Origin of the sequence: Amycolatopsis sp. NPDC051716, from assembly GCF_040681595.1 — a bacterium.
GTDB lineage: Bacteria > Actinomycetota > Actinomycetes > Mycobacteriales > Pseudonocardiaceae > Amycolatopsis.
Genome location: NZ_JBFAZA010000007.1, coordinates 156,984 through 177,139, shown reverse-complemented (window position 1 = coordinate 177,139; position 20,156 = coordinate 156,984). Strand labels below are relative to the sequence as shown.

12 protein-coding genes are annotated in these 20,156 nt (G+C 72.3%); 6 read left to right on the top strand and 6 right to left on the bottom strand.

What is annotated here, in order from left to right; translation table 11 throughout:
• Positions 1 to 61: 61 nt before the first annotated feature.
• Together AB0M30_RS11835 and AB0M30_RS11830 are read right to left on the bottom strand one after the other, a co-directional pair.
• The gene (locus AB0M30_RS11835; RefSeq protein WP_364582949.1) at positions 62 to 1,249 is read right to left on the bottom strand and encodes a cytochrome P450; all 1,188 of its coding nucleotides are present in this window, start codon (positions 1,247 to 1,249) and stop codon (positions 62 to 64) included.
• Positions 1,250 to 1,298: 49 nt separating this feature from the next.
• A complete protein-coding gene (locus AB0M30_RS11830) occupies positions 1,299 to 1,892 on the bottom strand; it encodes a DM13 domain-containing protein (protein WP_364582947.1) in 594 nt (197 codons plus the stop codon).
• Positions 1,893 to 2,103: 211 nt separating this feature from the next.
• On the opposite strand from AB0M30_RS11830, the gene AB0M30_RS11825 reads away from it, so the two are divergent.
• Positions 2,104 to 3,096, top strand: a complete 993-nt coding sequence (locus AB0M30_RS11825) for a zinc-binding dehydrogenase (protein WP_364582944.1) — start codon at positions 2,104 to 2,106, stop codon at positions 3,094 to 3,096.
• A 378-nt stretch (positions 3,097 to 3,474) separates the two neighbouring features.
• Positions 3,475 to 4,467 carry an RNA polymerase subunit sigma-70 gene (locus tag AB0M30_RS11820; RefSeq protein WP_364582942.1) on the top strand — a complete coding sequence of 331 codons (993 nt, stop codon included), beginning with the start codon at positions 3,475 to 3,477 and terminating at the stop codon, positions 4,465 to 4,467.
• Between the two features lie 7 nt (positions 4,468 to 4,474).
• On the opposite strand, the gene AB0M30_RS11815 is transcribed toward AB0M30_RS11820, so the two are convergent.
• Complete coding sequence (locus AB0M30_RS11815; protein ID WP_364582939.1) at positions 4,475 to 7,150, bottom strand: glycoside hydrolase family 9 protein; 2,676 nt, start codon at positions 7,148 to 7,150, stop codon at positions 4,475 to 4,477.
• Between the two features lie 380 nt (positions 7,151 to 7,530).
• Between AB0M30_RS11815 and AB0M30_RS11810 the strand changes: the two genes are divergently transcribed.
• Together AB0M30_RS11810 and AB0M30_RS11805 are read left to right on the top strand one after the other, a co-directional pair.
• A complete protein-coding gene (locus tag AB0M30_RS11810) occupies positions 7,531 to 9,639 on the top strand; it encodes an RICIN domain-containing protein (RefSeq protein ID WP_364582936.1) in 2,109 nt (702 codons plus the stop codon).
• Positions 9,640 to 9,671: 32 nt separating this feature from the next.
• Positions 9,672 to 11,147 (top strand): RICIN domain-containing protein, encoded by a 1,476-nt coding sequence (locus tag AB0M30_RS11805; RefSeq protein WP_364582934.1) that lies wholly within the window; start codon positions 9,672 to 9,674, stop codon positions 11,145 to 11,147.
• A 28-nt stretch (positions 11,148 to 11,175) separates the two neighbouring features.
• On the opposite strand, the gene AB0M30_RS11800 is transcribed toward AB0M30_RS11805, so the two are convergent.
• Positions 11,176 to 12,324, bottom strand: a complete 1,149-nt coding sequence (locus AB0M30_RS11800; protein WP_364582932.1) for a polysaccharide deacetylase — start codon at positions 12,322 to 12,324, stop codon at positions 11,176 to 11,178.
• Between the two features lie 478 nt (positions 12,325 to 12,802).
• Complete coding sequence (locus AB0M30_RS11795) at positions 12,803 to 13,975, bottom strand: epoxide hydrolase family protein (RefSeq protein ID WP_364582930.1); 1,173 nt, start codon at positions 13,973 to 13,975, stop codon at positions 12,803 to 12,805.
• A gap of 82 nt (positions 13,976 to 14,057) precedes the next feature.
• On the opposite strand from AB0M30_RS11795, the gene AB0M30_RS11790 reads away from it, so the two are divergent.
• Positions 14,058 to 14,621, top strand: coding sequence for a CGNR zinc finger domain-containing protein (locus AB0M30_RS11790; RefSeq protein WP_364582927.1), 564 nt, complete (start codon positions 14,058 to 14,060; stop codon positions 14,619 to 14,621).
• A 6-nt stretch (positions 14,622 to 14,627) separates the two neighbouring features.
• Here the strand turns inward: AB0M30_RS11790 and AB0M30_RS11785 are convergent, their stop codons facing one another.
• A complete protein-coding gene (locus AB0M30_RS11785; protein ID WP_364582925.1) occupies positions 14,628 to 16,316 on the bottom strand; it encodes an enoyl-CoA hydratase-related protein in 1,689 nt (562 codons plus the stop codon).
• A gap of 787 nt (positions 16,317 to 17,103) precedes the next feature.
• Here AB0M30_RS11785 and AB0M30_RS11780 point away from each other — a divergent pair.
• Positions 17,104 to 19,974 (top strand): BTAD domain-containing putative transcriptional regulator, encoded by a 2,871-nt coding sequence (locus tag AB0M30_RS11780; RefSeq protein WP_364582923.1) that lies wholly within the window; start codon positions 17,104 to 17,106, stop codon positions 19,972 to 19,974.
• Positions 19,975 to 20,156 lie beyond the last annotated feature (182 nt).

Genomic DNA, 20,156 nt, shown 5'->3' with positions numbered 1-20,156 from the left:
TGCTGCGCGGAGCGATCGAGCCGTCGCCAAGCTGGCCGGTACCTGCTGGAGCGCCGGGGCGTCACCAGGTGACGGGCAGGCTCGAGACCCCGCGCAGCAACCCGTCCCGGCGCCACTCGATGGCGTCGGCGGGAATCGCGAGGCGCAGGCCCGGCAGGCGGCGAACCAGCGTCGAAAGCAGGACACACAGCTCCAGCCTCGCCAGCGGCGCGCCGACGCAGTGGTGCACCCCGAAGCCGAACGCGAGGTGGTGGTTGACCTTGCGGCCGAAGTCCAGGTCCCCGGCCGAGGGGAACACCGATTCGTCGCGGTTGGCCGAGTCCAGCTGGACCAGGACCGCGTCGCCGGCCCGGATGGACTGGCCGCCGATCTCCAGGTCCTCCCGGGCGATCCGGGCGAAGTCCGCGACCGTCGCCAGCGGCACGAACCGCAGCAGCTCCTCCACCGCCGCCGGGATCAGCTCGGGACGGGCGACGAGGGCCGTCCACCGTTCGCGGTTGGTCAGGAGCTCGACCAGCATGCTGCCGATGAGGTTCGCCGTGGTCTCGTGGCCACCGGCCAGCAGCGCCACGCCGAGCATGAGCAGTTCGTGGTCCGTCAGGCGGTCTTCCTCGTCGCGGGCCGCGGCGAGCGCGGTCAGCAGGTCGCCGGTGGGCGCTTCCCGGCGCTGCGCGATCAGGGTGTGCAGCGCGCCCGCCAGCTTCCCGCGGGCTTCCGCGACGTCCGCGGGGGTCACGGTTCCGCCCGAAGCGACCAGCGTTTCGGTGCACTCGCGCACCATCCGCCGCTCGCCCGGCGGAACACCGAGCAGCTCGCCGATCACCAGGACGGGCAGCTCCCACGCGACCGCCGACGCGAAGTCCACGGGCGGCCCGATGCCGTCGAGGAGCGTGTCGACGATCTCCTGGATCCGGGGCCGCAGCAGCTCCACCCGCCGGGCGGTGAACGCCTTGCCGACGAGCGCGCGGATGCGGTGGTGCTCCGGCGGGTCCATGGCCAGCAGGTTGCCCGCCGGTTCGAAGCCGGGCCGCCCGCGCGGCACGTCCGCCCCGGCCGCGGCGGCGCGGGAGAACCGCGGGTCCGACAGCACGAACCGCGTCTGTTCGTAGCGCGTCACCAGCCAGGCGTCCCCGCCGTAGGGCATCGTGACGCGGACCGGCGCCCCGGCCTGCCGAAGCTCGGCGAACCGCGGGTGGAGCCGCAGCGCCACGGCGTCCCCGAAGGGATAGGGAACCGGCGGGACGTCCATCGCCTCATCGTGCGGCAGGGGCGCGGCGCGGTGTACCGCCCATCGGTGGTCAGGGGTGCGCCAGCTCCGCCGCGCCGAAGGAGACGTCGAAGCGGTCGCACCAGATGCTCACGCTCGTGTAGGCGGTCAGGTCCGTGCCGACGGGCAGGGGGTAGTTCTGGTTTCCCTTGTTCCCCTTGAGTTTGCCCGCGTCGAGGTGCTTGCCGTCGTCGAAGACGTCCCAGCCGTCCTTGCCCGGTTTCACCGGTGCGTCGGTGAGCCAGACGTGCACGTCGGGGCCGCTGCTGGTGGCCAGGTTCTCCAGGCGCAGCACGAGTGACCCGTCGGCCGCGCGCAGGAGCCGGACGGTGCCCGTGGTCCGGTGCTCGTGGCTGATCAGCGAGCCGCCGGCGAGTTCGGCGGGCTCGGCGGGTTTGGCGGGCTCGGCCGAAGAGGACGGCGACGGCGGTGTGGCCGCCGAAGCCGGTGCGGGCAGCGACGGCGGAACGGGCACCGGCGCGGCGGCGGGCAGGTCCTCCTGGACCGTCTCGTCCACCACCAGCTGCCAGGGCTGGAACCAGAACAACCCGGCCGCGACGGCGACCAAGCCCGCCACCAGGATGCTCAGAACCCAGGGCCGGCGGACCAGCCGCGTCCGGTTCATCGCGCTCTCCTCGTCTTCGCTCGTCTGCCGGTTCATTCAACGGGACGAATCGCCCAGTGACGTCCGGTGCGCGGTTACCGATCCCTTACGGGCGCCGCGCGGGCCAGGCCGCCGATTCCTTTCCGGAGCGGCCGCGGTCTCCCTGTCGGGGGTACGGCCCGCCCAAGCGGCCGGCCCCCGCTGAAACCGACGAGAAGGAGAGCCGATCGCCGTGAGCGTTCCCGCCACCATGCGCGCCCTGCAGCAGACCTCGCTGGACGGACCGCGGGACATGCGCCTGATCACCGATGTGCCGGTGCCGAGCCCGGGCCGGGGTGAGGTCCTGATCCGGGTCGCCGCCGCCGGGGTCAACTTCGCCGACCTGTCGAAAGCCCACGGCACCTTCCGGGACGGCCCGCAACCGCCGTACCGGGCGGGTTTCGAGGCGGCCGGCGAGGTCGTGGCGGTGGGGGAGGAGGTGACCGGCCCGCCGCTGGGGACGCGCGTGATCGGCGTCGGAGACGGGGCCTTCGCGGAGTACCTGGTCCTGCCGGCGGCGGCCGCGACGCCGGTGCCGGCGGGCTGGAGCGCCGAGCAGGCGCTGGGCCTGGTCGTGAACTGGCCCACCGCGCTCGCCGCGCTCAAGCCGCTCGGGCGGGTGACGGCGGGGGAGACCGTGGTCGTCCCCGCCGCCGCGGGCGCGACCGGCCAGGCCGCGGTGCTCCTCGCCAAGCACTACGGCGCGACGGTCGTCGCCACCGCCGCCCCGGGCAAGCACGAGACCGTGCGGGCGCTGGGGGCCGACCACGTCCTGGACTCCCGCGCCGGCGACCTCGCCGCCGAGGTCCGGCGCCTGACCGGCGGGACCGGCGCCGACCTGGTGCTGGAATCGGCCGGCGGCGCCGCGTTCGCCGCGAGCCTGGCCGCGGCCAAGCCGGTCACCGGCCGGGTCGTCGTCTACGGCCTGGCGGGCGGCGAAGCTTTGCTCACCAACTGGGAACTGGTGTACCGGTACCAGATCCAGGTCATCGGCCTCAACATCGGCACCCTGATCCAAGCCGCACCCGGCATCTTCGGCGAGGTCATGGGCGAGCTCGCCGCGCTCGTCGCGGCCGGCGTCGTCACCCCGGCGCGCCCGGTCACCTACGACCTGGCCGACGGCTCCAAGGCCCTCGGCGAGCTGGCCGCCCGGGCGACCGTCGGCAAGCTGGCGCTGCTGCCGTGACCGGCACCGTGGACGCGGCAGCCGAGTGCACCGTCCGAACGGCACGTCGCCCACACCCGGCGAGGCAGTACCCGGAGCCGCACCCGTCGAAGATGCCGTGGCGTCTGGCGCTGCTGCCGTGATGGCACCTGGGCCTGGCCGCCGCCGAGCCGGGGGTGCTGTCCGAACGGCACCTCGCCCACACCCGGCGAAGCAGTACCCGGAGCCGCACCACCGAAGATGCCGTGGCGAATCCCGCGGCCTGATCCTCCGGCTCGACGAGATGTGACCGCGGGTGCCGCCGTTCGCGGAGGGCCGCTGACCTGTGCTTCGATTCCTTTTCCGCGGTGTGCCGGTCGTACCGGGGGGAGATGTCGATCGGCGGAACGAGGAGCACGCATGGCAGGCAGGCAATCCGCGGCGGCGCCCGCGCACGAGCAGGACCGGTTCGCCGCCGAAACGGCGGGGTTCCGCCGGGAGCTGCTGGCGCACTGCTATCGCATGGCCGGTTCGGCGCACGACGCCGAGGACCTGGTGCAGGAAACCTACCTGCGGGCGTGGCGGTCCTACGCCGGCTTCGAGGGCCGCGCGTCGATCCGGTCGTGGCTCTACGCCATCGCCACCAACGTGTGCCTGACCGCGCTGGAGCCGCGGCGGAACCGGGTGCTGCCGTCCGGGCTGACCGGCCCGCACGACGGACCCGAGCGGCCGCCGGTCCCGGCCGCGCCGGGCGAAGTCTCCTGGCTGGAGCCGTTGCCCGACCACTGGGTCGCCGATCCGGCGGCGGCTGTGGTGGCGCGCGAGTCCCTGCGGCTCGCGCTCGTCGTCAGCTTGCAGCACCTGCCGGCGCGCCAGCGCGCGATCTTGCTCCTGCGGGAGGTGCTGGCGTTCACCGCACCGGAAACGGCCCGGATCCTCGGCACCACCACGGCGGCGGTGAAGAGCGGCCTGCAGCGCGCCCGGGCCCGGCTCGACGACCTCGGACCACCTCCCGAGGATCTGCTCGAACCCACCGACCGGCGGGCGCGGGCGTTGCTCGAGGGGTACATCGCCGCGTTCGAACGCTCCGACGCCGGCCTCCTGGAACGGGTGCTGCGCGCGGACGCCACGCTGGAGGCGGCACCGTTCCGCGACTGGTACGCGGGCCGGGTGCAGTGCCTCCACCTCCTCGAAACGTACGTGCTGGGCCGGCCCGGCGACTGGCGGATGAGCGCCACCACCGCCAACGGCCAGCCCGCCGCCGCCGTCCACCACCGGGACGCCGGCGGTGAACTCCGGGCCCACGGCATCGTGGTGCTGACCCCGACGGCCACCGGCATCTCCCGCGTGGTCGAGTTCCACGACCCGGCGCTGGTCACCGCGTTCGGCTTCCCGGACCGGCGCACGGACTGACCGGGCCTCAGGGTTCGGTGCCCCAGGCCAGCGCGGCGGACTGGTAGGCGGTGGCGGTGGCGAGGTCGGTGAAGGACGCCGCGGTGCGGTAGCTGTAGTCGTCGGACTGGTCGAAGGCGGCCCAGTCGGCTTTGGCGACCCGGATCTGGAGCTCGCCGGTGTTCGCGCCGGCGGCCAGGGTGCCGCCGCTGAAGCCGACTTCGACGTAGGCGTCGGCACCCGGGCGCGGCGTACTGAGCTTCACGACGCGCAAGGTGACGTTGGCGCAACCGGGAACCGCGTAGTCGCACCAGACCTGGTAGCCCGGGTTGGCGGCGTCGCCGGTGAACCAATAGCGCGCGGTGACGCTGTTCAGCGGCACGGACGTGCTGCCCCGGTTGACGATCTGGAGGCTGGTGCGGATCTGGTTGGCGGTGGCGGCCGTGCCCCCGCGCTGCTGGACCGCGAGCGAGCCGGTGCCGGTGCCGGTGGTCGTGGTGGTGACCGCGACCGGGCTGCTGAGCGGCGACTGGTTGCCGGCGGCGTCGCGAGCGCGGACCGAGAACGTGTACGCGGTGCCGGGTGTGAGGCCGGTGACCTGGTAGCTGGTGCCCGTCGTGCTGCCGATCGCCGCGCCCGCCGAGTCGAGCACGTCGTAGCCGGCGACGCCGACGTCGTCGGTGGCGGCCGTCCAGGTGAGGGTGGCGCCGGTGCTGCCGGCGGTGGCGGTGACCCCGGTGGGTGCGGTCGGCGCGGTGGTGTCACCCGTGGACTGCCCCGGCTGGCTGCCCCACACCACCGCGGCGCCCTGCGTGAGCACGAGCTGCGGGTTGTCGGCCGGCGCGCTCCCGCTGGGGGCGAGGCCGGTGTGCGACCAGTCGTTGCCGGGCACCCAGGTGCCGGTGCTGGCGATCCGGAACTGCACCTCCTTGCGGTAGCGGGACTGACCGCCGGGGGCGACGCCGCCGGAGCACGGCACCTCGACGTAGTAGACCGCGCCCGAGAACTGGTGCAGCGTGGGCGCGTCACACTGGTTGTACGCGGAAGTGACCGAGATCTGGCCGGGCGTGGTGCTGCCGTCGAGGGTGAAGTAGTAGCGCAGGGAGCCGGTGAACGTGCGGGCCGGCCACGCCGACTTGTTGATCACGTACGCCTTGACCTCGGTGAACGTGCCGCCGTCGGGCTGGTTGAGCGCGCCTTGCGCGAGGATCTCGGGGCCGTCGGGGGTTTCCTTCGGCGGGAAGGCGGTCAATGGCGTGCCGCCGTACTCGCCGTAGAGCCGGGCCAGGGCGCCGGTGAAGCCGGCGTTGTAGTCGAGGGCCACCTCGTTCATCGTGTAGTTGGTGCGGTCGTCCGTGTACGCGTCGTTGGGCGAGGACGGACCGCCGACGAGCGCGCCGTACAGGACGTGCCGGCTCTGCGCCGGTTCGTTGATGTTGTCGGCCCAGGACCCGTGCGCGGTGCGGTGGTGCGGGTTGCGCGGCGGGTTGACGCCGAACCCGACCTCGAAGCTCGCGCCGCGCGGGTTGTCGCCGAGCGCGTAGTTGATCTGCCGCACGCCGAAGTCGTGGTAGGTGGTGGCACGGGTGGGATCGGTGGCGCGCAACGAATCCGCGTAGGTGAGGGCGACGAACGCGGTGTTCGCCGCGTAGCGCAGCGAGCCCCACTGGTCGAGCACGGCCTGCCCGCCGGGGGAGTAGGGCACGTGCTGGCCGTTGACGCCGGTGGTCCACCAGTCCAGCCAGCGGTTGGCGTCGGCGACGTACTCGGGGTCGTGGGTGAGCTGGGCGAGCAGGACGTAGGCGCCGTAGGACTTGTCGTCCCAGGCCAGCGTCCAGCGGTAGGAGCGGGTGGTGGTCTGCGGTTCGGTGGCCAGCTTCTCGTACTCGGCGCGCGCCTTCGTCAGGTAGCCGGCGTCGCCGGTGGCTTTGTAGAGCCAGATCGCGCTCCACACCAGCTCGTCCTGGTAGCCACTCCAGGACTTGTAGAAGTTCTGGGCGTCGGTGATGCAGTTCGAGTAGACGCCCCGGTGGTTGTCGGCGAACGAGTACAGCTGCTTGGCGTGGGTCAGCAGGGTCGCCGCGTAGGTGGGGTCGTCGGCCTTGAACACCATCGAGCTCGCGGCCATCTGCGCGGCGGCCTCGCCGGCGAGGTCCGAGCCGGGGCAGGAGTCGTCGATGCGGTAGGCGGGCCGGGCCATCGCCATCGTCTCGGCGGGGCCCCACCACTTGTGGTCGTCGTCGCCCTTGCCGACCTGGCCGTAGAGCACGTCGGGTTGCGGGTGCGCCTTGATCAGCCAGTCGTCACCCCAGCGCAGGTTCGACAGCAGGGCGGACCACTGGCCGGAGTTCTGGTACGAGGTGCGGTTCTCCAGCGCTCCCCAGGCGAGCATGGTCATGCTGAACTCGAACGGCAGCCCGAACTTGACGTGGTCACCGGCGTCGTAGAACCCGCCGGTGAGATCCAGGCCGGCGTCCTTGCCGTCGTCGAGGGCGGACGGGCCGCGCCAGGAGACCCGGTTGCCGGCGGGCAGCGCCCCGGAGCGCTGAGCGTCGTAGAACCAGACGGCCTTCTGCAGCGCCTCGCCGTAGTTGAACTTCCCGGCGGGGGCGCCCGCGGACACTCCCGGAACCGCCAAGCTCAGGCCGAGCACGAGCAGCGCCACGACCGCGCGGGCCACTGCCTTCGTCGTCGAAGTACGCACTCCGCCTCCTCTTCGTCGAGTCTGGGAGCGCTTCCAGACGAAAGAGTAGGAAGCCGCGCTCGCTGTGTAAAGCATCCGGTGCGGCCGCCCATCGTTCTCGAACCGATTCGACTGCGCCTTCGGTGCCGGTGTAACTTTCACCTCCCTTCCGGTCCTGCTGTCGGGAACCGGCTGTCGGTTCACGCGGTCGTGGATGACGAATACTGTTTTATGGCAACCAGTTCAGCCCATAGTCGGGCAGTTGACTGGAACCCGATCGGTGACCATTGTGGACAGTGGACACACGGCGTCATTGACCTTCGGCCGACCGGGTTCGTACTATTCCGGCGAGCCGTCCGGGCGAACCGGTTCGACGGCTCGCCGAACCGCAGGAGGAGTCGATGAAGACGAATCTCCGGCTGGGACGCCTGGCTTCGGTGGCCGCGGCGGTCCTGGTGGTGGCGTTCCCGGTGTTGCCGGCGGCTTCGGGGTACGCGGCAGCGGGTGAGTCGATGACGGTGGACCTCGCGTCGGCGCGCGGGCCGTCGACCGGGGTCGGCGAGGGGTTCCTGTACGGCATCAGCCAGGACGGCACGCAGCCGGCGGACCAGTACCTGCAGCCGCTGGGCATCACGGCCTTCCGCGGTGGCGGCTGGTTCTCCGGCGGGTGGATCCGGGACAACTACCAGAACGGCAGCGCCACCAAGGCCGACCTGAACTCGATCATCGCGCAGGCGAAGCGGCTGACCCAGCCGCCCTACCACGCCCAGTACCAGGTGCTGGTCAGCGACATCTACGGGGCGAACGGCGGTCAGCCGTCGAACACGATGTACCCGTGCGACAACGGGAACTGCGCGAACTGGATCAGCTTCATCGACGCGACCGTGGGAGCCCTGCAGGGAACGGGCTTGAAGTTCGCCTACGACATCTGGAACGAGCCGGACATCTCCGCGTTCTGGACGCGCGGGGTGTCCAGCCCGCAGTACTTCCAGATGTGGGACACCGCCTACCGGGAGATCCGCCGGCTCGCGCCGGGCGCACTGATCGTGGGCCCGTCGCTGGCCTTCACGCCGGACCAGAACCCGGGGGAGTGGAACGCGTTCCTCTCGCACACCAAGGCGGCCGGGACCGTGCCGGACGAGATCACCAACCACGACGAGGGCGACGGCGACGACCCGGTGCAGGTCGGCCAGTCGATCACCCGGTACCTCTCGAACAACGGCCTCTCGCCGATCCCGCTGTCCGCCAACGAATACCAGCCGGCCGACCGGCAGACCGCCGGGGTGACGGCCTGGTACCTGGCGCGCTTCGCGCAGTCCAGCTACGTCAACGCGATGCGGGGCAACTGGGTCTGCTGCGTGACCCCGAACCTGACCGGGGTCCTCACCCAGAGCGGGGGGACCTGGCTGCCGACCGGCCACTGGTGGGCGCTGCGCGACTACGCGGACATGACCGGCACGCTGGTGAACACCTCCGGCCAGGTCGGCTCCACGGCGATCTCCGCGGCCAAGGACAGCGCGGCCGGCCGCGCCGTCGCCGTCATCGGTGACGAGAAGGGGTACACCGGCCCCGCGTCGGTCGCCTTCACCGGGCTGTCCTCGGTGCCGTGGCTGGCCGGCAACGGCAGCGTCAAGGTCGTGGTGCAGCGCATCCCCGACCAGGCGCCGCTGAACGCACCGCAGGTCGTGTTCAGCCAGAACGTGAACGCCGCCGGCGGCTCGGTGACGATCCCGTTCACCTTCCAGGCCTCGCACGACGCCTTCGCGATCTACCTGACGCCGACGGGTCCGGCGAGCGGCAACACCGTCACCGTCACCAGCCCCGGCGACCAGACCGGGACCGCCGGGACGGCGATCGGCGGCGTGCAGATCCACGCCACCGACTCGGCGGCCGGGCAGAGCCTGGCCTACGCGGCCACCGGCCTCCCGCCGGGGCTGTCGATCAACGCCTCCTCCGGCCTGATCACCGGCACCCCGACGGCGGGCGGGAGCTACGGCGTGACGGTCTCCGCCACCGACACCACCGGCGCGTCCGGGACGGCGACGTTCACCTGGACGATCTCCGGCGGCACAGGCGGTTTCCCGGGCGGCGACCACACGCTGGTGACCGTCGCCGGCAACCTGTGCCTGGACGTCTACGGCAACTCGAGCACCTCCGGTGCCGTCATCGACCAGTGGACCTGCAACGGGCAAAGCAACCAGCAGTTCCAGTTCGTCGCGGCTTCCGGCGGCTACGGCGAACTGCGGGCGCGCAACTCCGGTCAGGACGTCTCGGTGTCGGGCGGCTCGACGGCGCAAGGTGTGCCGGACATCGTCCAGCAGCCGGCGAACACCTCCGCCGGAAGCCTCTGGCTACCGCAGCAGCAGTCCGACGGCAGCTGGCAGTTCAAGAACCGGAACAGCGGCCTGTGCCTGGACGTCTACGGCGCCAGTGGCACCGCGGGACAGCAGCTGGACCAGTGGCCGTGCAAGAACGCCCCCGGCACCAACCAGGACTTCTCCGCACGGTGACGCACCCGCGCGGCAAAGGAAAGGAACCCAGGATGTCCAGCTCACCGCACCGGCTCCCGAGGGAACGGGCGAACCGGCCACTCGCTCTGCTCGCCGTCCTGCTGGCCGTCGTGGCCGGCCTGCTGGTGCCCGCGGCCCGGGCGCAGGCGGCGGTGAACACGTTCACCCTCGGCGCCACGCGGTACGACACCGCCGGCCGCGCGCTGCAGCTGCACGGCATGGGCATCGTGCAGGTCGGGGACACCTGGTACGGCTTCGGCGAGGACAAGACCGGCCAGACCACGGCCAACACCGCCTTCCAGGACATCCCCTGCTACACCTCGACCGATCTGGCGAACTGGACCCACCAGGGGATCGCGCTGGCGAAGCAGAGCAGCGGCGACCTCGGGCCGAACCGCATCGTCGAGCGGCCCAAGGTGCTCTACAACGCCGCCACAAAGATGTTCGTGATGTACCTGCACATCGACAACACGAGCTACTCCGACCAGCGCGTCGGCGTGGCGACCAGCCCCACGCCCTGCGGGCCGTACAGCTACAAGGGGAGCTTCCAGCCGCTGGGCAACCAGAGCCGCGACATCGGCTTGTTCCAGGACACCGACGGGTCGGCGTACCTGATGAGCGAGAACGCCGGCCGCAGCCTCCGCATCTACCGGCTGTCCGCGGACTACACGACGGTGGCGAGCGCGGTGGCGACGCTGCCCAACTACGAGTCCCCGGCCGTGATCAAGGTCGGCGGCACGTACTACCTGCTGGCCTCCCACCTGACCGGGTGGGCCACCAACGACAACGTCTACGCGACCGCGTCGTCGATGGCCGGGCCGTGGTCGGCGTTCCGGAACTTCGCGGCGGCGGGCACGAACACCTACAACAGCCAGACCGCGAACATCATCACCGTCCAGGGCAGCTCGGCGACCACCTACATCTACGCGGGCGACCGCTGGACGGGCAACGCCATGGGCAATTCGCCGCTGATCTGGCTGCCGCTCACGATCCGCGGCACGACGGTCAACCTGGGCCAGTACCCGAGCTGGAGCCTCGACACCGGCGCGGGGACGTGGTCGGCGAATTCGGGCCTGCCCGCCGCCGGCACGCACGTGCTGAAGAACGCCAACAGCGGAATGGTCATGGACGCCTCGGGCGCCTCCACGGCGACCGGCGGCAAGATCATCCAGTGGCCGGCGCACGGGGGCACCAACCAGCAATGGCGGCTGACGAAGGTGTCCGACAACGTCTTCACGGTGGTCAACGTCAACAGCGGGCTGTGTCTCGACGTCCCGGACGGCTCCACGGCGAACGGCGTCCAGCTGCAGCAGTGGACCTGCACCGGTGCCGCCGGTCAGCAGTGGGCCGCGGACCTGGTGGGCAGCCTCACCGGCAGTCAGTACGTCCTGGAGAACGTCGGCAGCGGCCTCGTGATCGGGGTGTCCGGGTCGTCCACCGCGAGCGGCGCGCAAGTCAGCCAGCTCGGCGGGTCGGGCGCCTCGAGCCAGGTGTGGACGGTCTCCTGAGCCGGCCGGCGAGCCGCCCGCCTGCGCTTCAGCCGGCTTGGGCGGGCGGCATCGACCGGTACTGGTCCAGGACGGCGGGGTTCTGCAGCGACATCCACTTCGTGACTTCCGCGTAGGTGGCGCAGACCGTCTCGGGTTTGGTGCACACCTCACCCATGAAGCCCTCCGCGGCCCGGGAGAACGCCCCGCCGGCCCAGTCGTTGAAGTGGTTGCCGATGACGAGCGGAGCGCGGTTGCCGTCGAAGGCGGCGCGGTAGGCGCCGCGGTAGGTCTCGAGCGTGGCCTGGGTGTACTGCTCGGCGTGGGACGGGTCGTTCCTGGCGTGGTTGAACTGGTACCACAGGTTGTAGTCCATCATGATGACTTTTTTGTGCAGCGCGGGCACCTTCACGTACGGCATCCAGAACTCCCGGATGCCGTCGATCTCGGTGGGCCACTTGACGCCGTCGGACGGCTGGCTGGAGTCGAAGGTGTAGCCGGCGTCGCGCATGGCGGGAAAGGCCGCCGCCCAGTTGCCTTCGAGGCACGGCGTCCGGCCGCCGGTGACGTCCTTGGCGGACAGGTGCAGGCCGAGCCGATCGCGGGCGTCGTCGACGAAGCGGCTGAACTGGCCGATTTCGTCGGCCCAGCCCGCCGCGGTCCACCGGCCGACGCTCGGCTCGGCGCCGGCGCAGAAGTGCCCGTTGTAGTGCGTGCCGATCTGGTGCCCCGCGGCGACGGCGGTGTTGAGGTCCTGGACCCGGGTGGCGACTTCCCCGGCACTGCCGCCGAAGCCGATCGACGCCCCGCCCGGCCGGTGACCGGGCCCGGTGTAGCGCGCCCGCTGCTCGTCGGTCAGCAGGTAGATGCCCGAGAGGAAGCCGCTGAAGTGCGCGTTGACGGATTTGGCGAGGGCGAGGTAGCGGCTCCAGTGTTCGTGCGAGCCGGCCCCGTCGAAGGAGAAGAGCACGAACTGCGGGGGCTTTTCCCCCGGCCGCAAGGGGTGCATCCAGGCCGGATCCTTGACCACCGGAGGCGGCGTGGTGGACGCGGCGACGGGCGAACCCCCGGTCGGCCGGCTCAGCGGTACCGGGCCGTCGTCGAGGGAGATGATCAGGACGCCGGCCAGCACGAGGGCGAGGATGACGGTCAACCAGGTGCCCGGCCACCGCGCCAATCGTGACGAGCGAGAACTCATCGAAGACACCTCCCCCTGTAACGCACCCCTATTACGCACCGTCATAGGCAGGACGCGGAGGTGGTCGATCCGGGTGCATCGGAGTGATATCCGTAACCCATAAGCAACCGCGCTGACGCACGCAGAGTCGCTCGGTGCGCTATCGCGTTCATCTCACCGGGGTGGCGAGTGCCTGGCCGGAGGGGCGGACGAGGGGGAGGGGCCGGGTGCGCGGCCGTCGGGGTGCGCGGGTTCGCGCCGTGGGGGCTTCCCGCATGGGCGTGCCTGGTGGCTGCGGACCGCCGCGGCCGCGATCACCGAGGGGCGGCCGAGCCGGGGGCGCGGCGGAGCGTCCGGCCGGCGCCAGGGCGAGGCGCTGCTCTTGCCGCAGCTGAGCGTGGAAGCGGCGCGCCCGGGAACTGCCGATGGCCGCGACCAGCGGGGCGCAGACCACCGCGGCCCGGTGCCCGTACCAGCATCCCGCCGCCGACCGGCGCGATCACCGAGGGGCGGCCAGCACAGCCGCGAGGCCCTCCTGCAGATCCTTGACGAAGTACCCGGGAACCTCCAGCGACGGGAAGTGTCCCCCGGCCTCCGGCGACCGCCACCGGACGATCCGCCGGTACCGCTCCTTCGCCCAGGCGCGCGGGTACTTCTCGATGTCGCGTGGGTACATCGTGATGGCCGACGGGACGTCGACCCGCAGCTCGGGGTCCAGCGAGTTGTGGCTTTCGTAGTAGATGCGGGCCGCCGACGCGCCGGTCCGGGTCAGCCAATACAGGGTGACGTCGTCGAGGATGCGGTCGCGGGAAATCGTCTCGAAGGGGCTGTCTTCGGTGTCGGACCACTCGGCGAACTTGTCGAGGATCCAGGCGAGCAGCCCGACCGGTGAGTCGACGAGCGAATAGCCGATGGTCTGCGGCCGGGTGGCCTGCTGCTTCGCGTACGCCGCGCGGTGGTGCCAGAAATCGTGGGTTTCCTCGGTCCACCGGCGCTCGGCCGGCGTCAGCCCGTCCGTGGTCAGCCCGGGCGGTCCCTCCGCGAACGTGGTGTGGATGCCGAGAACGCGCTCCGGGAACCGGCCGCCGAGGACCGTGGTGATGTTGCCGCCCCAGTCGCCGCCGTGGGCGGCGAACCTGCGGTAGCCGAGGCGGTCCATCAGCTCCACCCACGCGGCCGCGATCTTTTCCGTTCCCCACCCGGTGGTCGCCGGCTTGTCGCTGTACCCGAAGCCCGGCAGCGACGGGACCACGACGTGGAACGCCGGTGCCCCGGCGTCTTCCGGATCGGCCAGTTCGGCCACGACGTCGACGAACTCGGCGATGCTGCCCGGCCAGCCGTGCGTGAGGATCAGCGGCGTGGCGTCCGGGCGCGGGGACCGGCGGTGCAGGAAGTGGATGCCCAGCCCGTCGATGGTCGTGCGGAACTGGCCGATCCGGTCGAGGCGGTCTTCGAACGACCGCCAGTCGTACCCGGTGCGCCAGTAGTCCACGACGTCGACGAGGTCGGCCAGGGGAACGCCCTGGCCCCATCGATCCGGGCCGGGCGCGGCGTGCCGGACCGTCTCGGCCTCCGGCAGCCGCGCCGCGGCCAGCCGCGCGCGCAGATCGTCGAGGTCGGCGTCGGTGGCGCGGGCTTCGAACGCTTGGACATCGCTGGCGAGCTGGGGCATGGGACCTCCTGACGATTGCGGAACCGGCTAAGACGGTTCTAACACGGCGGCCGCCCGGCAAGCAACCGGCTAAGCTGGTTCCATGCGTGCTGGGATCCCCGACTTCCGCCTCGGTACCGTGCTGGCGACGAGCTTCACGGCGACGCTGACGGAACGCTGTGGCGACGCCGTGGAGCGCATTCCCACGCCGCAGCGGCTCGTCGACTGGCTGGCCGTGAGCGGCCTCACCGTGGAGTCCTGCACCGCCGCGCAGCTCGGCCTCGCTCGCGAGCTGCGGGAGTCGATCCACGCCGTCGCGACCGCGGCGGCGCTCCAGGACGCCCTTCCGGCGGCCGCGGTCCAGGTCCTCAACGACCGCAGCGTGCAGGGCCGGGCCGCGGCCGTCCTGACGCCCGAAGGTCGTCGGCGGTGGCAGCTCGGCTCGGCTTCCAGCGTGGAGGACGCCCTCGGCGTGATCGCCGCCGACGCGATCGGCATCGTCGCGGGCGAACGAGACGGGAAATTGGCCTTGTGCGCGTCACCGACCTGCCGGGCCGCCTTCTTCGACACCAGCCAAAGCCGCACGCGCAAATGGTGTGACATGAACACCTGCGGGAATCGCCAGAAGAAGGCGCGCTTCCACGCCAACCAGCGCAAAAACCCCTGATCGCGATCAGCTGACGGGCGCCATCCGGGGGTCGGGCAGGCGGGGGGACTCCGGCGTGGCCGGGCCGGTGGGCCGGCCGGTGAGGAAGGCGCGCCGGGTGCGGGCGAAACCGTGGCGGTCGTCGAAGATGTCGTGGCTCATTTCGGCGAGCTCCCGGATCCGGTAGGTCTCCAAGGGCCTGCGGTGTTCGTCGGCTTCCCGGGTAGCCCGTTTCCGGTCGCGCAGGGCGTTCGCGCGCCCGCCGGCGGCGAGTTCGGTGGCGTAGTCCAGGGCAGCTTCGAGGAAGGCCGCGCGGTCGCCGGCCGCGAGCTGGTCGACGAGCCCGATCCCGGCCGCGCCGGCGGCGGTGATCGGTCCGCAGTCGGTGGTCAGCCGGTGTGCCTGTGCTTCGCCCACGCGGCGAGGCAGCACGTAGGTCCAGTACTCCGAGCCGTACAGGCCCATCGTGCGGTAGTGCGGGTTGAGCAGGACGCCGTCGCGGGCGATCACCTTGTCGGCGCCCAAGGCCAGCATCACCCCGCCGGCACCGGCGTCGCCGGCGAGCGCCGAGACCACGAGCTGATCGGTGCCGGCGATGATTTCCCGGCAGAGGTCGTCGATCGCGGTGATGTTCCGCCAGGCTTCCGCCGCGGGATCCGGGTGGGCGTCGATGACACCCAGGTGCAGGCCGTGGGAGAAGACTTCGCCGCCGGCCAGGACCAGGACGGCGGTGTCCTGCGCGGCGGCGTGGCGCACGGCCGCGGCCAGCCGCCGGCACTGGGTGGTGGACATCGCGCCGTTGTAGAACGCGAAGTCCACCAAGCCGACGTCGCCCACCCGGCGGTAGCCGATTTCCCCGAGGCCCGGCGGGCCGTCGATCCGGGGGACCTCGCCGAGACGGTCCCCGAGAGCGAGAACCGCGGGCAGCTTGACGGTCGTGCCGGGGGCCTCGGGTGCCAGCCGCCGCGCGTGCCCGATCCACAGGGCGCCGTCGCCGGTCCGGACCAGCACGGCACCCTGCCGCCGTCCGGCGATGGTGCCGGGTTCGCCGGGGGAAGCGTCCACGGGCCGGGCGTCGAACACCGCGACCGGCACCCCGGCCAGTTCGGTGTGCACCCCGGGACGGCCGTCCGCGGCGCGAATGCGACGGAGGATGTGGCCGGCCGGGTCGCCCCAGGAGAAGGCTCGGTCGGCCTGCCGGACCAAGGGCCGGACCGTGCCCACCCGGCGGTCCTGGCGACGCGGGATGAACCCGGGGTCTCCGGCCTTGGTCACGACCTCGCCGATCAGGCTCAGCGCGGCGTCGGACACCTCGGTGTTGTAGAGGCTGCTCTTGCGCGGCGGATCGGCCGGCATCCGGAACACCCGCGTGCCCCAGACCGGCCCGCCGTCGAGGTCTCCGGTCGCCTGCAGGGCCGTGACGCCCCAGGTGGGCTCGGCGTCCATGATCGCCCAGTCGAGCGCGGACGGGCCGCGGTCCCCTTCCGGGCCGGGGTGGATGATGATCGTGCGGTAGCGCCGCCAGACCACGTCCGGCACCCGCCGGCGCAGGAATGGGCACACGATCAATTCGGGATCGGTGGCCGCGGCCGCCGCGGCGATTTCCCGCGAATCGTGCACGATCCGGACGGTGACGCGGTGGCCGCGGGCGCACAGGTCCAGCCAAGCGCGCTGACTGAGTCCGTTGAACGCCGAGCACAACAACAAGATTTTCAACGGGCCTCCGCTCGTTGACGCTTTTGATGATGGGCGCCGAGACGACCGATTGACGTTACCCGAAGCACGGTTGGCTGCGACGCGGCCAACGGGGTAACCGCATTCGGCCAACCGGGCCGTTCGGGCGGTGCTCGATATCCGGCCGTTCATCGAGATGATGGATCTCCGTTTGAAACAATCCATTATGGCGGATGTCCGGAGATATTTCTTCGGGAAAAGGTGGACACTGTCCGTGAACCGGTCAAAGTGGACAATCAGCGGCAGTGCCCGGTCGCCGTCTCCGCCGCCGATCCCCGCGGTGCCCGGCGGCCCGACGTCGGGAGGTTGCGCGAAGCGGGGAACAACCTTATCTTTCGGCTAAGCGCGAAACGTTTTCGGGTTGGTTGACGGTGCTCGAGCGCCGCTGGCAGCGTTCGCCAGGGCGAGAGTGGCCGCCGGGGAACGCGGTGGCGGCGCGCTTTTGGTACTGGGCCGAACTTTTCTGGGGAAGGCGGACGCCCGCATGACGAACCATTGTGGACCGCAAGCGGCAGGACCTCCGATGGCCCGGGGACACGGGTGACCGCCGGCTGAGTTTCCGGCCGCGCCGGACGCCTTCTGAAGCCTTCGGCTGAGCTCACTCCACCGGCGGCGCCGCCGCCCTGGTCGACCACGCTGGCGCGCGCCGCCACCGGGCGGTGCCCCGAGCCCGCGGTTCGGGCCGCGCGCGAGTACCCGTGCCGGACTCCGCCCGGCTCGGGGCCCGCCTGGGTGGTCGTCACACGATCTCGAAAGGTTCGGGCAGGGGATGCTGGAAGCCACTGTCCTCGGTCCCGTCGGCGCGCGGGTCCACGGAACACCGGTCCCGGTCAAGGGACGGCTGGGACGCACGGTCCTCGCCGTGCTGGCGCTGGCCTGCCGGCAGCCGGTGTCGGTGGAACGGCTGATCGACGCCCTGTGGGGCGAGCTGCCACCGGCCACCGCGCGGACCCAGGTGCACATCCAGGTGTCCAAGCTCCGTGCCGCGCTCGACCGGGCGGGCGCCGCCGGAGCCGTGGTCACCGTCGCCAGCGGGTACCTGCTGGACTGCCTCGTCGACGTCGACGAGGTGCGGCGGCTGCTCAGCACGGCGCGGGCGGCCGGGGATCCCGCGGACACGGCCGGCCTGCTGCGCTCCGCGCTCGACCGGTGGGCCGGGACACCGCTGGGCGGGGTGACCCCGTACCTGGCCGGTGCGGAGCTGCTCCGGCTGGACGAGCTGCGGATGTGCCTGGTCGAAGAGTGGATCGACGCGGAGCTCGCGTGCGGGCGGGCCGCGCGGCTGCTGCCCGAGCTGAGCGCGCTGGTGCGAGCGCACCCGCTGCGCGAGGGCCTGCACCACCGGCGGATGCTGGCGCTGCACCGCGCCGGGCGGCGAGCCGACGCGCTGGCGGCGTTCCACGAGGCCCGGCGCGTGCTGCGGGACGAACTGGGCGTGGATCCGTCCCCCGAGCTGCTGGCGCTGGAGGCGGAGATCCTCGCCGTCGGAACGCCTCCGGCGGCGGCTGTCGTGCCCGCCCAGCTGCCGCCGCGGACCGCCGGGTTCGCCGGGCGCGCGGCGGAGTCCGCCGCGATCAGGGCGGCGGTGACGCGCCGGACCGACGCGCCACCGCTGGTGCTGGTCACCGGGATGCCCGGGATCGGCAAAACGGCGCTGGCCGTGCACGCGGGCGCGGCGTCGGGGCACGCCCACCCCGACGGGCAGCTCTACGCCGACCTGCGCGGCGCCGATGCCCGGCCGGCCGCCCCGCACGACGTCCTCGGCGGCTTCCTCCGCGCGCTCGGCGTGCCGGCGCGGTCGATGCCGGCCACCGTCGAGGAGCGCACGGCCGAATTCCGCAGCCGCACGGCGGGCAAGCGGGTGCTCGTGCTGCTCGACAACGCCGCCACCGCCGGGCAGATCGAGCCGCTCCTGGCCGCCGATCCGGGCTGCGCCACGATCGTGACCAGCAGGTCCGTGCTGCCCGAGGTCGAGTCGGCGGTCCGGGTGCCGCTCGGGCCGCTGCCGGACCAGGTGGCCGGGACCGTGCTGGCGAACGTCGCGGGCGCGGCGCGGCTGGACGACGGTGACGGCGACGGCACGGTCGCCACGGTGATCGAGGCGTGCGGGGGCGTGCCGCTCGCGTTGCGGATCGCCGGGGCGCAGCTCGCCGCGTACCCCAAGCTCAGCGTGGCGGAGCTGGCCGCCCGGCTGTCCGACGAGTCGAGGCGGATGCGGGAGCTGGTGGCCGGGCAGCGCAGCGTGCGGGACAGTCTCGACACCAGCTTCCGGTTGCTGGACCGGGAAACGCGGGCCGCGATGCTGGCGCTGGCGGCGATCGGATCGGCCACGTTCACCGGCTGGCCGCTCGCGCCCGTGCTCGACGTACCGCTCGCCCGCACCGAGGAGGTGCTGGCGCACCTGTGCGCGATGAACCTGCTCGACCAGGCCGGCCCGGGGCGCGACGGCGTGCCCCGCTACCGGATGCACGACCTCGTGCGGGCCTACTGCCGGACGGTCGGCCCGTCGCTCGACGCGGGCCCCCTGAACCGGCTGGCCGGCTGGGCGGTCGCGCTGACCCGGCACGCCTACGAGGGCATCTTGGGCGCCCCGGTCGGCTACACCGTGCTCGCCGAGACCGCCGCGCCGCTGGGCCGGGACGTGCTGGGGCACGTGGTGAAGGAGCCGCTGTCGTGGGTGGGCGCGGACGTCGACGTCCTGCTCGCGGTGTTCGCCCTGGCCGTGCGTGGCGGCCTGCTCCGGCTCGCGGCGGCGCTGCTGCTGGTGCTGCGGGCGCCGCTCGTGCGGCTCGACCTGTCCGACCACGGCGCCCGGGCGGCCGCGCGGCTGACGGCCGTGGGCGGCCCGGACCCGGTGGTGCGGGTGACCGCGGCGCTGGTCACGGCGACCGCGCGGATGCACCGCAGCCGGTACGCCGACGTCGTCGCCATCCTGAACGAGGTGCCGCTGCGAGACGTCGACTTCGCGCTGCGGGCCGAGGTGCTGACCAAGCTGGGCGACGCGTACGAGCGGTGCGGGGACTGGCACCGCGCGATCACCGCCGTGCGCGAGGCGGTCGGGTGCTTCCGGAAGTCCGGCAACCTGGCGGGCATGTCGGGCTGCCACGGCACGCTGGCCGCCCTGTACCGGGACCACCTCGGCGACCTCGGCGCGGCGCGGGTGCACGGCGCGAAGGCCTTGCGGCTGGCCGACGCCGCGGGCGACTGGAAAACGCGCGCCCAGGTGCGGCTCGTGGTCGTGCGCACCGCACTGGCCTGCGGCGACGCGGCGACCGCGGTCGGCCTCGCCGAGCAGGCCCGCGGCCTGGCGGAGCAGCACGGCGACCCGATCGGCTGGACCTGGTGCCTGGCCGCCGAAGCCGACGCCCACCGCGCGAACGGCGACCTGCTCGCCGCCCGGAGGTGCGCGGATCGCGCGCTGGGCCTGGCCCGCCGGACCCGCCGTCCGGACGCCGAGTCCGCCGCGCTGCTCGCGCTGGCCTCGATCGAGCTGTCCGCCGGTGACCGGGCTGCTGCTCGCCGTCTCGCGCACGCGGCTCTGCGTCTGCAGGATCGGTTCGACAGTCCGGTGGAACGGGTGGGTGTGGAGCGGGTGCTGGCGGAGATCGGTGGTCAGTTGCCGTCGGGTGCGGCGCGGTGAGGGACGGTTCCGGCGACGGTGGTGAGGTTGACGTGACCGAGTTGGTGGGGGTTTTCGCTGTGGCGGGTGACCGGGCTGCTGCTCGTCGTCTCGCGCACGCGGCTCTGCGTCTGCAGGATCGGTTCGACAGTCCGGTGGAACGGGTGGGTGTGGAGCGGGTGCTGGCGGAGATCGGTGGTCAG